The sequence below is a fragment of the Amnibacterium sp. CER49 genome, assembly GCF_029846255.1.
Lineage (GTDB): Bacteria > Actinomycetota > Actinomycetes > Actinomycetales > Microbacteriaceae > Amnibacterium.
Genome location: NZ_JARVWQ010000001.1, coordinates 1,865,309 through 1,879,538, shown reverse-complemented (window position 1 = coordinate 1,879,538; position 14,230 = coordinate 1,865,309). Strand labels below are relative to the sequence as shown.

The following is a 14,230-nucleotide window of genomic DNA, read 5'->3' as shown; positions in this document are numbered from 1 at the left end:
CACCCAGCAGGTTGCACCCTGCCCGGGCACCTGCCATCACTCCTCCTCGGAAGGAACCTCTTGAAGCACATGCGCGCAGGCCTCGCCCTCGGCACGGCCCTCACCGCAGCGCTCGCGCTCTCGTCGTGCGCCAGCAACGAGTCCAGCAGCGGCTCGTCGTCCTCCAGCACCCCGAGCTCGTCGTCGTCCTCCAGCACCGCGCCCGCCGCGAACCTCAACGGCACCCTGAACGGTGTCGGCTCCTCCGCGCAGTCCAACGCGCAGACGGCGTGGCAGAAGGGCTTCCAGACCGCCAACAGCGGCGTGACCGTGAACTACGACCCGCAGGGCTCCGGCGCCGGCCGCACGGCGTTCGAGGGCGGCGGCGCCGACTTCGCCGGCAGCGACGCGGCCCTGAAGCCCGAGGAGCTCGCCGGCTCGTTCAAGATGTGCAAGTCGGGCACCAAGGGCATCGACATCCCGGTGTACGTCTCGTCCGTCGCGCTGGTCTACAACCTCGCCGGCGTGAAGACGCTGAACCTCGACGCGACCACCACCGCGAAGATCTTCTCCGGCAAGATCACGACCTGGAACGACCCGGCCATCGCCGCGCTCAACAAGGGCGTCTCGCTGCCGAGCTCGAACATCACCCCGGTCTACCGCTCGGACAAGTCCGGCACCACGAAGAACTTCACGGACTACCTGCACCAGGCCGCCGGCTCGGTGTGGACCGCCGCCGCCGACGACGTGTTCCCCTTCAAGACGGGTGAGGGCGCCGCCAAGGGCTCCGGCGTCGTCAGCGCCGTGACGAACGGCAAGGGCTCCATCGGCTACGTCGACAACTCCTCGGTGGGCACGCTGTCCGTCGCGAAGATCAAGGTCGGCTCGTCGTTCGTCGCGCCCTCGGCCGATCTCGCCTCGAAGACCGCCGAGACCTCGCCGCTCGACTCGACCCACACGGGCAACGACGTCGTCGTCAAGGTGAACCGCACCACGACCACGGCGGGCGAGTACCCGCTGACCCTGGTCAGCTACCTCATCGCGTGCACCGACTACCAGGACGCCGCCAAGGGCGCCCTCGTGAAGGCCTACGCGCAGTACATCACCAGCACCGAGGGCCAGCAGGCCGCCGCCACCACGGCGAAGTCGGCGCCGATGACCGGCACGCTCGCCTCGAAGGCGCAGGCCGCGGCGGCCTCCATCAAGTAGCCGCACCCGCACGGCCGACCGCCCCGGACGAGATCCCGTCCGGGGCGGTTAGCATCTCCCCACCCGGGCCGTCCAGCCCTCCACGACGAACAGGATCGAATGACCGCGACCGCCACGCCGGCCACCGTCCGGGCGCCGAGGCGACTCGGCGACAGCGTCTTCTCCGGAGCCGCCCTCGTCGGCGGCCTGCTCATCCTCGTCGCGCTCGCCGCCGTCGCGATCTTCCTGGTCGTTCAGAGCCTCCCCGCGTTCGGGGTGAAGGCGTCCGACCTCAACAACGGCTTCTCGAGCTTCTGGGCCTACGTCGTCCCGCTCGTCTTCGGCACCGTCTGGGCCGCGCTGCTCGCCCTGATCGTCGCCGTGCCGTTCTCGATCGGCATCGCGCTGTTCATCTCGCACTACGCGCCGCGTCGCATCGCCCGCGGCCTCGGCGCCATCATCGATCTGCTCGCCGCGGTGCCGAGCGTCGTCTACGGCGCCTGGGGCATCTTCGTCTTCTCGCCGTTCGTGCAGCCCTTCTACACGTTCCTGACCCACGTGCTCGGCTGGTTCCCGCCGTTCTCCGGGCCGGTCTCCCCCACGGGCCGCACGATCCTCACGGTCGCGATCGTGCTCGCCGTCATGATCACGCCGATCATCACCGCCCTGTCGCGTGAGATCTTCCTGCAGACCCCGCGACTGAACGAGGAGGCGGCGCTCGCGCTCGGCGCCACGCGCTGGGAGATGATCCGGATGACGGTGCTGCCCTTCGGCCGCGCCGGCATCGTCTCGGCCGCCATGCTCGGCCTCGGGCGCGCCCTCGGCGAGACCCTCGCCGTCGCGATGGTCCTCTCCCCGAGCGTGATCATCTCGCCGTTCCTCGTCCGCAGCGAGAACCCGACGACGATCGCGGCGAACATCGCCTTGAACTTCCCCGAGTCCTTCGGGGTGAACGTCAACGTCCTCATCGCGACGGGCCTCATCCTCTTCGTGATCACCTTCGTCGTGAACGCCGCCTCCCGGGCCGTCGTCGGCCGCCGCGCAGCGGGGAAGGGCATCTGATGGCCGCGACCACCACCGCCGTGCCGGCCGGGCTCCGCGCCGGGCAGCTGCCGCGCTACTCCCCCGTCGGCCTGCTCGGCCTCAGCCTCGCCGTCACCGGGGCGCTGTTCCTGCTGTTCCTGCTCGCCGGGATGACCGCCGCCTACAACGTGACGGGCGCGATCTTCTTCGGGCTCGTGCTCTGGGTGGTCGTCGTCTACATCGCCTCGTTCATCGTCGAGGGCTCGCGCCGCGCGAAGGACCGGCTCGTCACGGCGCTCGTCTGCACCGCGTTCGGCATCGCGCTCCTGCCGCTCATCAGCCTGCTCGTGACCGTGGTCACGAGCGGGCTCGCGCGGTTCGACGTCGCCTACTTCAGCGAGTCGATGCGCAACGTCACGGACGCCGGCGGCGGTGCGATCCACGCGATCGTGGGCACCCTCGAGATCACGCTCATGGCCACCGTCATCTCGGTGCCGATCGGCCTCCTCGCCGCCATCTACCTCGTCGAGTACGGCCGGGGCGTCATCGCCCGGGCGATCACCTTCCTCGTCGACGTGATGACCGGCATCCCGTCGATCGTCGCGGGCCTGTTCGCCTTCTCCCTGTTCGAGCTGCTGACGAACAACCCCGGCTACCGCGCCGGCTTCGGCGGATCCGTCGCGCTCAGCCTGCTGATGATCCCGATCGTCGTGCGCTCGAGCGAGGAGATGCTGAAGCTCGTGCCGAACGAGCTGCGCGAGGCGTCGTACGCGCTCGGCGTGCCCCGCTGGCTCACCGTCATGAAGATCGTGCTGCCGACGGCGCTCGCCGGCATCGTCACCGGCGTGATGCTCGCCATCGCCCGCGTCATCGGCGAGACCGCCCCGCTGCTGCTCGTAGCCGGGTTCACCGACTCGATGAACTACAACCTCTTCGACCAGCGGATGATGACGCTCCCGGTGTTCGTCTACACGCAGCTGACCCAACCGGGCACGCACGTGAACGACTTCTTCAACCGGGCCTGGACCGGCGCACTCGTGCTCATCCTCATCGTGCTGCTGCTGAACGTGATCGCCCGCGTCGTGGCGCGCTTCTTCGCGCCGAAGCTCTCCCGCTGACGCGGTCCCCGCACCGCTTTCGAAAGGCTCCTGTGTCCAAGCGCATCGCCGTCAAGGATCTGAACGTCTACTACGGCAAGTTCCGTGCCGTCGAGGACGTCTCGCTCACGATCGAGCCGCGCTCGGTCACCGCCTTCATCGGCCCCTCCGGCTGTGGCAAGTCCACCTTCCTGCGCACGCTGAACCGCATGCACGAGGTCATCCCCGGCGCCTACGTCGAGGGCCAGGTGCTGCTCGACGGCAGCGACCTCTACGGCTCCGGGGTCGACCCCGTGCTCGTGCGCCGCCAGATCGGCATGGTGTTCCAGCGGCCGAACCCGTTCCCGACGATGTCGATCCGCGACAACGTGCTCGCCGGCGTGAAGCTGAACAACAAGCGCATCTCGAAGAGCGACGCCGACGACCTCGTCGAGCGGTCGCTGCGCGGCGCGAACCTCTGGAACGAGGTCAAGGACCGCCTGAACCTGCCGGGCACCGGGCTCTCCGGCGGTCAGCAGCAGCGGCTCTGCATCGCCCGCGCGATCGCGGTGTCCCCGGAGGTGCTCCTCATGGACGAGCCGTGCTCGGCCCTCGACCCCATCTCGACGCTCGCGATCGAGGACCTCATCGAGGAGCTCAAGCAGGAGTACACGATCGTCATCGTGACCCACAACATGCAGCAGGCCTCGCGGGTCTCCGACCGCACCGCGTTCTTCAACATCGCGGGCACCGGCAAGCCGGGCAAGCTCATCGAGTACGACGACACCCGGATCATGTTCTCGCGCCCGAGCGTGCAGGCGACCGAGGACTACGTCTCCGGCCGCTTCGGCTGATCCCGGCGGCTCAGGCCGCGACGGGCACGACGACGATCGGCTTCGTCGTCGGCTGCGACGAGCCGCCCGCCGGCTCGACCGAGACGGCGACCGCCTGGTCGGGCTTCAGCGCGCCCTTCATCAGCTCGTAGCGCTCCCCGCCCCGCGGGGCGTAGAGGCCGGCGCTCGCGGCGCGGCCGCCGGTGACGACCCACATCTGCAGCGACTTGCCCGCGGGCTGCGCGACGCCGTCGAGCACCACCGCGGACTCGTCGAGCGACTTCGACCAGTAGACGACGGCGGTGCCGCCACCCGCGACGGACGCCGTCTGGCGCTGCACGTCGCGAGCGGACCTGAGCTGGTCGAACGCCGACGCGCTCGTGCTCTGCGGCGCCGGGTTCACGAGCTGGTCGAGCATCATGCCGCCGCCGAAGAGCACCGCGGCAGCGGCGACGAGCGCCCCGGCGAGCAGTGCGGGGCCACGCGTCCAGCGGCGCCGGCGACGCGGCGCCACGTGCCGGGAGTCGGAGCGGAGGACGGCGACCCCGGGCGCGGGCGCCGGCTGCTCGGCCGCGATCGGGACGGCGCGCTCGGCGTCGGCCTCGACCTCGGTGTCGGCCAGGGGCGGCAGCTGCGGCGTCTGCTCGATCAGATCGAGCAGACGGGCGCGCAGCGCGGGCGGCGGGTCGGCCGCCGGCACGGACATCCCGAGCAGCACCGCGGTGTCGGTGAGCTCGGCGATCTCGCCGCGGAGCTCCTCCGAGTGCGCCATCGCCTCCTCGACGGCGGCCGCCTCGTCGGGCGTCACGGCGTCGAGCGAGTAGGCCCCGGACAGCAGGTGCGGATCGCGTCGTGTGGTCATGTCCCTACCCCCAACTCATCACGGAGGCGGATCATGCCGTCGCGCAGGCGTGTCTTCACCGTGCCGACGGGGACGTGCAGCAGCTGCGCCACCTCGCTGTGGCTCAATCCGCGGAAGTAGGCGAGCGTGACGGCCTGGCGCTGCAGCTCGGTGAGCTTCGTCAACGCGGCCTGCACGCGGCGGGTCTCGACGGTGATCTCGACGGTCTCGGCGACCGAGTCGTACTCGCGCTCCTGGTCGCGGATGCCGACCTTCAGGTCGCGGTCGCGGCTGGCCTGGGAGGCCCGGATGCGGTCGACCGCGCGACGGTGCGTGACGGTGAGCATCCAGGCGAGCGCCGTGCCGCGGGTCGGCTCGTAGCGGGTCGCCGTCTGCCAGATCTCGAGGTACACCTCCTGGGTGACCTCCTCCGCCTGCGCCGGGTCGACGAGGAGCCGGCGGGCGAGACCGAAGAGCCGCGAGGACGTGGCGTCATAGAGCTGCGCGAACGCGCGCTTGTCCCCCGTGGCGACTCGGGCGAGCAGCTGCTCGTTGGAGTCCTGCGTGCCGGGGAGCGCCCCGGCGTCGGGGTCCATGACGGCCAGCATGCCACGCTCCTTCCCGCTGCTCGCGCGACGACGCCGCACCGTGCAGGATCGATCGGCGGCCTTCAGAGAGGTGTCCGGAGCCGAAGCCGGAACGGATTGCCGCAGAAGCCCATGAGCCTGCTGGGAGAGCACCGGACCGCAGAAACGCCTCTCGGCGCGAGGCCGCTCGAAACGGCGAGAAATGGAGCCCGGGGTTACTGCGGCCCGGTGCGCGGCCCGAAGGCCGTCCTCAGTCTAAAGCGCCGTCCCGCCAGAGCCTCGCGCTCGCTGAGAGCTCCTCGGCGAGTCGGGCGAGTCGAGCCGCGCGGGTCGTGAGCGCGCCGGCCCGCCCCGGCTCCGTGGCGTCCGCGTCGTCCGCGAGGTCGGTGCAGCCGGAGGCGGTGACCCGCGCGAACGCCGCCGCGCGGTCGAGGGCGAGCGCGAGGTCGCCCTCGAAGACGCCGCGGAGGATCTCGTCGGCGACCGCGAGCAGCTCCTCGGGGCCGGCCGGGGTGGGCGCACCCGCGACGAGGGCGTCGATCGACTTCAGCCGTTCGGTGCCGCGAGCGAAGGCGAGGCTGACGAGCTCCGCGTCGCGGCGGGTCATCTCTCGCAGCAGGTAGAGCCGCCAGAGCGCCCCGGGCAGGCTGTGCGGCGCCGCACGCGACCACAGCTCGGCGACGGCGTCGATGCCCTCGCGCTCGGCGAAGGCGACGAGGCGCTCGACGATCTCCGGATCCGGATCCGCCCGCACCCGGCTCACGAGCGCCTGCGCGGTCTCGTGCGCGGTGCGTACGAGCACGGCCGGGTCCTCGCCGCCCTTCACGAAGTCGAAGTGCTCCGCGGGCATCCGGACGGGGCGGTGGAAGTCGGCCATCCGTCCACGATACGAAGCGGGGCTCGAAGCGAGGGCCCGTCTCCGAAGTCCGGGAACCGGCCGTGCGCACTCTGGTCGTCTCCAGGGAATCGGCTTACGCTCCAGCCATGGCTGGACTCCTCATCACCCTGCTGGTCATCGGCGTCGTGCTCGCGATCCTCGGGCTCGCCGTGAAGGCGATCTTCTTCCTGTTCTGGATCGCGATCATCCTGATCATCGTGGCGATCATCGGCTACATCTTCAGGTACATCCAGAGCCGGGCCTGAGGCGCCCTCCCCCGGTATCCTGACCGGCACGGGCCTCTAGCTCAGTCGGTAGAGCAAGGGACTTTTAATCCCTGGGTCGTGGGTTCGAGCCCCACGGGGCCCACAGAGGGAAACGCCTGGTGGACCGCCCTTTTGTTGGCGCTCATCGCTAGTCCGGCACGGCCGGCAGAGGTGTCGCGCTAGGCGGATGCGAGGCGGCGCCCGGCAACTGCACCGGAATCGCCGCCGAAAGGGCCTGCGCCGCCCGCGCTCCGGCGTCGCCGAGCGCGTGGCTGTAGACGTTCGCCGTGATCGACGGAAAGCCGAGGGTAGGGGGTGAGTGACGGAAACAAGGCGCCGGCCTCGCAGTCGCACCCACCGCAGACCATTCCGAGCAGCACTCCGAAACGGGGACGACGATGACCGCACCGCGCACGGCCCGGCTGTCCCCGCTCGGTCAGCCCATGTGCTTCCTCTGTGGGCAGCGCTTCCCTTCCGCTGCTGAGCGTGACGAGCACGAGCGCCTCGAGCGCGACGCCTTCCAGCAGGAGCAGCTCGAGGCAGCGGAGCTCATCAGCTACGACCTGCGCGAGCAGCAGCTCGAGCTGCTCGACCTCGAGGCCAAGGCCGCGTGCCGCGCCCCTAGGGCAGGACCCGCCGCGCGCGACTAGCGCGAGCTCGCGAGCTTGCGCAGCTCTCGAACCAGCTTCCGCGTCACGGCGGACCGCCGGTCCGCCCGCAGTCCCTGATGCAGGAGGCCGGCTCGCAACTCCTCGGACGGCCGGCCACGCGGATTGAGGAGGAGGTCGGCGGTGATACGAGTGGCGCCGACCTGAGTCGGCTGGTCGGCGAAGTCGCGGCCGAGGTCGCTCATGCGCTTGCCGAACACGCGCCGGCAGCGGCGCCGGACGAGTACCGCACGCCACCAGACCAGGTTCTCGGCCGCCGCGTGCACTTGCGCGGCGCGAACGCCGTCCTCCGCATGTGCGGCATCCTCCGCTCGGTGGAAGCCGTTTAGCTGTCCGCGGCGGTACCGCTCGATGTCGCGCACAATGGGCATCACGGCCGCGCGCACGGCCCGACGCGCCGCCACCTGCTCCTCCGCTTTCATCCTGCTCACGGTGAGCCGGCCCACCGTGAGCAGCGTGAGCAGCGTGCCGAAGACGCTCACGAGCAGCGAGAGCGCGGCGGAGCCGACCGCGTCGCTCATCCGTGCGACCAGGGCTGCTGACCGAAGGCCGAGAGGACGCCGCCGACGGTTGCCAGCAGCACGCCGACTTGAGCCGCGAGCAGACGGCGCCGCTGCGCACGCTGCTCGACGCGCGCCTCCGCCTCCGTCGGCAGGTTCAGCTCGATCGTGCCGTCGCCGGGTTCACGCACGGTGGGCCCCAGGCGCACGCTCCAGCCGATCCCGACAACCGACACGACAGCGCCGGCTACCAGCAACACAAGGCCGAGGGCCCAGCACAGCACCACGCCGCTACTTCCGCTCCTGATGGCCGCAGGACCGACACACCCACTCGTGCGCGGCGGCGTCAACCATCGGGTAGCTATCGACCGGGCACTGCTTCGCCTCGTCCGCCCGGGTCCACTGGTGGAAGCTGAACTCCCTTGCTTGAGCGGACCCGAACGCCGCGGCCACGAGCTCCTCGAGGTCGCCGAGGGAGCTGGCGGACTTGCCCAGCGCGAAGACACCGCCGACGATCCTCGCCCCGTCCGTCCACCCCGCTTCGGCGAGCTGTCGCAGGACGTGCTGCGTCGACGTACGGCCGAACGCCTTCCGACCCCAGCCGTTGTTCCCGGCGAAGGCAATATGCTCGATCGCCTCACGCACCTGGTCGGTGGCCGGATCCGGAGTCGGCCCACCCGTGCCGAGATTCACCGCCCCAACCGCCTGCGCCCAACCACGCAGCACCGATCCCGGGTCCTCAACGGCCACGAGCGAGCCACTACGAGCGCTGCGGACGGCGAGCTCGAGCAGCTTCCAATCGGGCACGAAGGCGAGCACGTCGCTGCCCTGCAGCGCGCCGGCGCTCGTGCGGTTCGTGATCACAGTCGCTCGCTGTGCGAACCGACGAAGAGCCGGCGTGGAGTCGACGTCCGGCTTGACGTGCACGGCGACGACCTTGCCCCGGCCAGTCGGTCGTGCAGCGAAGGCGACAGCCGGCTGCACAGCCAGCTCGTAGTCAATGACGCGGTACGGCACCCACGCCGCCTCGAATTCCACTGACACCACAGAAGGGACGCTAGGACGCGGGTACGACAGCGAGCACTGCTAGGCGCCCGCTAGGCGACGCTCCTAGCACCCCCAAGTACGCTGACGACCGAGTGCGACGACGAAATCCGCGCCTGACCGGCGAAGCTGTACCGGTTGCGAGCGCGGTCAATACGCGCAAAACCAGGGCCCCTGAGACTTTTAATCCCTGGGTCGTGGGTTCGAGCCCCACGGGGCCCACGTCCCCGCGCGTCTGCGCGGATCTGGACCCGGTGCACGATCCGGGCGTGCAGCAGGGCGGCGGCCTCCCGCGGCGACCCGGAGGTCCCTCTCGAGGTCCCGGTCCTGCCGTGCTCCTCGATCGAGAGACCTTCGCCCTTCGTCCGAACGACCGTGGCCACGAAGGCGACAGTGGCGCCCCCGAGGAACGTCCGGCCCGCCAGGCCGTTGCGGGACGCGAAGTCGCGTCTCGGCCAGCTCCTCGTGACTTCCACCGGCGACGAGGACCGACGCGTCACGCAGCACGCTGTCGGCGGAAGACGTCCGCCAGGGAGAGCACCGGGCGAACCCGACGAGCAGCGCCCGAGTGGGAGACGTACTAGTCGATCGCCTCGACGGCGGCGATGAGGTTCCGCTTACCGTCGAGGACCACCTCGGTCATGGCGTCGGCCGCGGCGTCGGGCGCACCGCGGGTGATGCCGTCATAGACCACGCGGTGCCGGGCGGCGTCCTCGGTGAAGTCCACCTCGTTCGTGCGTTCCAGCAGGACCTTCTGCTGCATGTCGAACGTCAGCCGGAGGAAGTCCGCGACGAGGCTGCCGAACCGCTCGAGGAAGACGTTGTGCGACGCGGCGAAGACGGCCAGGTGGAAGGCGACGTCGTGCTCCGCGTAGGCCTCCCGGTCGGCGGTGGCCGCGGTCATCGCCGTCAGGGCGGCGTCGATCCGGGTCGCGTCCGCCATGGTGGCTCGGCTGGCCGCGAGCCGAGCGGCCGATGGCTCCAGCAGCAGCCGGAGCTCGATGAGGTCACTGATCGCCGCCTCGCTCCCGCCGTGTTCCATCGACCACGCGAAGAGGTCGCTGTCGAAGACGTTCCAGCTGGATCGCGGCCGCACTCGCGTTCCGGATTTCTGCCGGATCTCGATGAGCCCCTTCGCGGCCAGCACCTTCATCGCCTCGCGCAGCGAGGTCCGGCTGACGCCGTACTCCTCCATGAGCTCCGCTTCACGCGGCAGAGAGGCCCCCGGGACGTAGCGACCACCGACGATGGCCCGTCCGATGCTGTCGATGACACGCCCCTGGACACCCCGGAGGACGTATCCCGAACCGAGGTTCACATCAGCCCCGGCCGCCGGTCGGGGAAGCCGGACTCAGGCAAACACGCTCGGTCCACTCGAGAACACCTCCGCGCCACCGACTTCGATCCGCACCGGCACACCGTAGGTGGCGATTGCGGCCGTGCTCACTTCGATGCCGAGCCCCGGCGCATCGGGCGCGAACACGAGGCCGTTCTGATCGGGACGCAGGGCATTGACGGTCATGTCGATCGCCAGCTGCTTCGGCTCGGCCGGGTACTCGCAGATGCGGTGGTTCTCGAGGCCGGCGAAGGGCTGCAACGAGGCCGAGAGCGCGAGATGGGACGTGAATGTGTGGTTCACGTAGACGACGCCGGCCCCGACCGCGTAGTCGGCGACCTGCTTCGCAGGCCCGAGGCCGCCGATCCTGCCGCAGTCGATCTGCACGTAGCCGATCCTGCCGTAGTCGATCAGATTGAGTGCCATGCGCGCGTTGTGGGCACCCTCCCCACCGGCCAGTCGCAGCGTGCGCCCGCGCGCGGCCAGCTGGGCATATGCCTTGTAGGAGTCGGCGAGGAAGGGCTCCTCGAGCCACGTCACGTGGTTCTGCTCGAGCGACTCGATCCGTTCGGAGGCGGCAGCGACGTCCTCGATCCAGATCTGGCCCGCGTCGACGAGCAGGACGCCGTCGTCACCGAGGCCCTCACGAGCGGCCGCGAGATGGTCCGCGTCGCTCGCGGCGTGGCCGGCGCCGAAGCCCTCCCAGCCGACCTTGACCGCCCTGAAGCCGCGCTCGACCGCGCTCAGCACGTTCACCCTGGTCTCCTCGGGGGTCTCACCGAAGAGCATCGACGCGTAGGGCTGCTTGCCGTGACTCGACGCGTAGCCGAGCAGCGACCAGGCCGGCTGCTCCCTCGTCCTGCCGAGCAGGTCCCAGAGCGCCATCTCCACCCCCGAGAAGGTGTGCGCGGCCTGCAGCAGATCCATGCTGTTGCGCTGCACCTGCGCTGTGATGCGGGTGATGTCCTCCGGGCCATCGATGGTCTCGCCCAGTACGGAGTCCGCGACCGGCCGGCAGACGCCATGGGATCGGGGGGTCACGAAAGCAGCGATCGAGGTCAGGGGCGACGCCTCGCACTCGCCCCATCCCACCACCCCGTTGTCGCCTGCCACGCGGACGAGGAGCGCGTCCTGGCTCCCGTCCGCTTCGAGCGTGACCTCGGGCATCGAGAGGTAGAAGAAGTCGACGGCATCGATGCGCATGGGAACCAATCGTCATGGCGGGCGCGCGAGAGCCCCGCAGGAGCAGAAGAACTCTACAGCAAAGATATTACTTTTCAGCAGAAGCCCGAAGGCGGTAGTCGACGAGGAAGGGGCGCCCCGGTTCCAGCGCCACCGACGTCGGGAAGCCGGCGCGGGAGATCGGGTTCGGGCTGGTGGACACCTCTGCAGCGAGGTCGAAGGCAGAGGCGATGGGTTCCACACCGAGCGCTCGGTAGCGGCCGCGCCAGGGATCCCCCTGCAGCATGCGATCGGACAGCCAGAGCTGAACGGAGGGCAGCTTGGACCGATCCCAGTCGATCTCGAGCGAGGCGCCCTCGTCCGCGAAACGCAGGACGACGGGACGGCGTACTCCCGCGAGCTGCACGATCTCCTCACTCGCCCGCTCGAGGGGCAGACGCGACAGATCCTCCGTGCCCGATGTCGACGGCACCGCCTCGAGCGCGCTGAACCGCTGCCCGCACCGGATCCGAGGAGCCGTCGGCTCGCCAGGGGAGTCGGTCGGTGTCGGGGCCGGGTAGGTGAAGCCGACGTCGAACTCGGCTTCCACAGCGAGGCTCCGAGGCGCATCCGGGAGCCGCACGATGGGATGCAGGCCGAGCGAGGTGCGGCTGCGGCGACGTGCCCAGATGACCAGCTGAAGGCGGAGCGTGGGCTCGCCCGGGACGCCATCGATACGACGTTCGATGGCATCGATCGGGTGGTCCTCGGGGAGCTGGAGCCTCAGCGTGAGTCCGTCGGGGCGGCCTTCAGCCACATCCCACTCCGCGTCGGCCGGGATCCCGTGCCCGGGCGAGTTCGCCGGCCGGTCGAGCAGGGGTTCCCACTCGGCCACCGCACCTTCGAGCGGGCCCCCCTCACCGAACGGGACGCAGACGAACTCCGCGCCGAGCACACGAAGGTGACCCGGAAGGCGCGCGAAGTCGTCGGGGCCCCACCAGGGCGTGGCGAACGGTGCGAATGGTCGGCCGTCGACCTGAAAGATGCATTCGGTCAGCATCGCGGCGGTGGTCGAGACGACGGCGGTGCCGTGAGACCAGGAGAACCGGACCTCCGTCATGCCGCGATCCGGCACGCCTGCGGGAGCCGTCCCCGCACTCCGACCTCGGCGACGAACAGTGATCCCGACGGCAGCCGCCGTTCCCCGCCTTCATACGGGTCGCGAGCGGTCGTGATGTAGAGCGACGACAGGTCCTCGTTCCCGAAGGCGACGCTCGTGACATTCGGCGTCGGGACCTCGATCTCGCTCATCCGCGTGCCGGAGGGATCCCATCTGGAGACCCGTCCCCCTGCCCAATGCGCCACCCAGAGCGCACCCTCCGAGTCGACGGCCAGCCCGTCCGGCAGCCCGTCGCCGGCGGCGAAGCGCGCGAAGACCCGTCCGTTCGCTACACCGAAGGTGTCGACCACGTCGAAGACGCGCACCAGGCCCGCAGCCGTGTCGCTCACGTACACCAGGGCCCCGTCCGGGCTGAAGACCGGGCCGTTGCAGATGACGAGTCCCTGGACCGCAGGCCGCCACGTGCCGTCCGTCTCGACGACGAACAGCTCTGCAGACGGCCGCGTCTCCGACTCCTCCACGGTGCCGACCCAGAGCCGCCCCGCTGCGTCGACGCCGGCGTCGTTGTAGGCGAGATCGGTCCGTCCGTGCAGGGGATGCGCCACCAGACGCTCTCGCCCGTCGCGGAGATCGAGCAGATGCACCCCCTCGCGCTTCACCAGGACCAGCTCATGCGGGGAGGCGGCGCAGGCGAGAGCGCCGAGCGGTACCGCCCCCGCGAGCCTCCGACGCTCCACGGCTCCTGAGCCCGGATCCAGGGAGAACAGAGCGGGGTCCGCGAGATCGAGCCAGTAGAGACGACGACTCGGCGCATGCCACAGCACGGACTCCCCCAGCACGTTCTGGCACCCCACGACTTCGTTCGCCCTCACCTCGACCCCTTCCTCCCGTAAAATATGACGAATGTACGCGAGTGCGAGTGCCGGTTCCCGCAGCGAGCAACGGAACGCCTTGGTGACGGGAGCGGGAAGCGGCATCGGAGCCGCGATCGCGGAGGCGCTGGCCCGGTCGGGGTGCGCAGTGGTCTGCACGGACCGGAACGAGGCGGGGGCCGACGCGACAGCGGCACGGATCAGGGCGGCCGGCGGGAGTGCCGCCTCGTTGCCGCTCGACATCGCCGACGATTCCGCGGTGGCGACGCTTCCCGAGAAGGTCGTCGCCGGCCTCGGTGCCATCGACGTGCTCGTGAACAACGCCGGCGTCGGCGGTGAGGTGCCGACATCCGGCCTGACCATGGCGGATGTCCGAGCGGTCCTCCGGGTCAACCTGGAAGGAGCGGTGGCCGTCACCCTGGCGCTGCTGCCGCAGCTGCGAGCGTCGGGGTCGGGGCGCGTGCTCAATGTGGCTTCCATCCAGGGCTTCCGGGGAGCCCGTGACTCGCTGGCGTACGGAGCGTCGAAGGGGGCGTTGGTGAACCTCACCCGCGACCTCGCCTGCGATCTCGCCGACGACGGCGTTCTCGTGAACGCGCTCGCCCCGGGCTTCGTGAACACCCCGATGGCCCGCTACGCCGACGGCACGACCGAGTACGAGACCGACTGGTTCCGCACGATCTACGTCGAGAACGCTCGTATCCCGCTGAGGCGCCCAGCAGAGCCGGAGGAGGTCGCAGAGGCTGCACTGTTCCTGTGCTCCCCCGCGAACACCTACGTGACGGGCCAGGTGCTCGCCGTCGACGGCGGCATGACCGCCACCTTCTGACGAGCGCCGACGACGGCCGCGGCCCCGGCC

17 protein-coding genes and 1 tRNA gene are annotated in these 14,230 nt (G+C 70.2%); 8 read left to right on the top strand and 10 right to left on the bottom strand.

Features of this window, described 5'->3' with window-relative positions; all coding sequences use genetic code 11:
* The first annotated feature begins 69 nt into the window (after positions 1–69).
* The 4 genes from QDR37_RS09190 (at position 70) to pstB (ending at position 4,120) form a co-directional block, all read left to right on the top strand.
* Positions 70–1,188 (top strand): phosphate ABC transporter substrate-binding protein PstS, encoded by a 1,119-nt coding sequence (locus tag QDR37_RS09190; protein ID WP_279713334.1) that lies wholly within the window; start codon positions 70–72, stop codon positions 1,186–1,188.
* Between the two features lie 99 nt (positions 1,189–1,287).
* Positions 1,288–2,229 (top strand): phosphate ABC transporter permease subunit PstC, encoded by a 942-nt coding sequence (pstC, locus tag QDR37_RS09185; RefSeq protein WP_279713333.1) that lies wholly within the window; start codon positions 1,288–1,290, stop codon positions 2,227–2,229.
* The gene (gene pstA / locus QDR37_RS09180) at positions 2,229–3,308 is read left to right on the top strand and encodes a phosphate ABC transporter permease PstA (RefSeq protein ID WP_279713332.1); all 1,080 of its coding nucleotides are present in this window, start codon (positions 2,229–2,231) and stop codon (positions 3,306–3,308) included. The genes pstC and pstA overlap by 1 nt, the downstream gene beginning before the upstream one ends.
* 32 nt (positions 3,309–3,340) lie before the next feature.
* Positions 3,341–4,120, top strand: coding sequence for a phosphate ABC transporter ATP-binding protein PstB (gene pstB, locus QDR37_RS09175; RefSeq protein WP_279713331.1), 780 nt, complete (start codon positions 3,341–3,343; stop codon positions 4,118–4,120).
* Positions 4,121–4,130: 10 nt separating this feature from the next.
* On the opposite strand, the gene QDR37_RS09170 is transcribed toward pstB, so the two are convergent.
* From QDR37_RS09170 to QDR37_RS09160, 3 genes are all read right to left on the bottom strand, one after another.
* Positions 4,131–4,961, bottom strand: coding sequence for an anti-sigma factor (locus QDR37_RS09170; protein ID WP_279713330.1), 831 nt, complete (start codon positions 4,959–4,961; stop codon positions 4,131–4,133).
* Positions 4,958–5,548 carry an ECF RNA polymerase sigma factor SigK gene (gene sigK / locus QDR37_RS09165; RefSeq protein ID WP_279713329.1) on the bottom strand — a complete coding sequence of 197 codons (591 nt, stop codon included), beginning with the start codon at positions 5,546–5,548 and terminating at the stop codon, positions 4,958–4,960. Before sigK ends, QDR37_RS09170 begins: the two co-directional genes overlap by 4 nt.
* 229 nt (positions 5,549–5,777) lie before the next feature.
* Positions 5,778–6,404, bottom strand: coding sequence for a DNA-directed RNA polymerase subunit beta (locus QDR37_RS09160; RefSeq protein WP_279713328.1), 627 nt, complete (start codon positions 6,402–6,404; stop codon positions 5,778–5,780).
* A gap of 107 nt (positions 6,405–6,511) precedes the next feature.
* Here QDR37_RS09160 and QDR37_RS09155 point away from each other — a divergent pair, with 107 nt between their 5' ends.
* The 3 genes from QDR37_RS09155 to QDR37_RS09145 all read left to right on the top strand — a co-directional run bounded on the left by QDR37_RS09155 (position 6,512) and on the right by QDR37_RS09145 (position 7,320).
* Positions 6,512–6,670, top strand: coding sequence for a hypothetical protein (locus tag QDR37_RS09155; RefSeq protein ID WP_279713327.1), 159 nt, complete (start codon positions 6,512–6,514; stop codon positions 6,668–6,670).
* A gap of 30 nt (positions 6,671–6,700) precedes the next feature.
* Positions 6,701–6,773: transfer RNA gene (locus QDR37_RS09150), tRNA-Lys, on the top strand.
* Between the two features lie 295 nt (positions 6,774–7,068).
* Complete coding sequence (locus QDR37_RS09145) at positions 7,069–7,320, top strand: hypothetical protein (RefSeq protein WP_279713326.1); 252 nt, start codon at positions 7,069–7,071, stop codon at positions 7,318–7,320.
* Here QDR37_RS09145 and QDR37_RS09140 read toward each other — a convergent pair.
* From QDR37_RS09140 to QDR37_RS09110, 7 genes are all read right to left on the bottom strand, one after another.
* Entirely contained in the window at positions 7,317–7,859 is a 543-nt protein-coding gene (locus QDR37_RS09140; protein WP_279713325.1) for a hypothetical protein, read from the bottom strand. The two genes, QDR37_RS09145 and QDR37_RS09140, sit on opposite strands and share 4 nt — an antisense overlap.
* Positions 7,856–8,125: a hypothetical protein gene (locus tag QDR37_RS09135; protein WP_279713324.1), complete on the bottom strand. Its 270-nt coding sequence runs from the start codon at positions 8,123–8,125 to the stop codon at positions 7,856–7,858. The genes QDR37_RS09140 and QDR37_RS09135 overlap by 4 nt, the downstream gene beginning before the upstream one ends.
* 4 nt (positions 8,126–8,129) lie before the next feature.
* Positions 8,130–8,885 (bottom strand): hypothetical protein, encoded by a 756-nt coding sequence (locus QDR37_RS09130; protein ID WP_279713323.1) that lies wholly within the window; start codon positions 8,883–8,885, stop codon positions 8,130–8,132.
* A 577-nt stretch (positions 8,886–9,462) separates the two neighbouring features.
* On the bottom strand, positions 9,463–10,200 hold the full coding sequence (locus tag QDR37_RS09125) for a FadR/GntR family transcriptional regulator (RefSeq protein ID WP_279713322.1): 738 nt from the start codon (positions 10,198–10,200) through the stop codon (positions 9,463–9,465).
* A 33-nt stretch (positions 10,201–10,233) separates the two neighbouring features.
* Positions 10,234–11,421 (bottom strand): mandelate racemase/muconate lactonizing enzyme family protein, encoded by a 1,188-nt coding sequence (locus QDR37_RS09120; protein WP_279713321.1) that lies wholly within the window; start codon positions 11,419–11,421, stop codon positions 10,234–10,236.
* Between the two features lie 67 nt (positions 11,422–11,488).
* Positions 11,489–12,499 carry a hypothetical protein gene (locus tag QDR37_RS09115; protein ID WP_279713320.1) on the bottom strand — a complete coding sequence of 337 codons (1,011 nt, stop codon included), beginning with the start codon at positions 12,497–12,499 and terminating at the stop codon, positions 11,489–11,491.
* On the bottom strand, positions 12,496–13,476 hold the full coding sequence (locus QDR37_RS09110) for an SMP-30/gluconolactonase/LRE family protein (RefSeq protein WP_279713319.1): 981 nt from the start codon (positions 13,474–13,476) through the stop codon (positions 12,496–12,498). The genes QDR37_RS09115 and QDR37_RS09110 overlap by 4 nt, the downstream gene beginning before the upstream one ends.
* Here QDR37_RS09110 and QDR37_RS09105 point away from each other — a divergent pair.
* Positions 13,403–14,200 (top strand): SDR family NAD(P)-dependent oxidoreductase, encoded by a 798-nt coding sequence (locus QDR37_RS09105; protein ID WP_279713318.1) that lies wholly within the window; start codon positions 13,403–13,405, stop codon positions 14,198–14,200. The two genes, QDR37_RS09110 and QDR37_RS09105, sit on opposite strands and share 74 nt — an antisense overlap.
* Positions 14,201–14,230 lie beyond the last annotated feature (30 nt).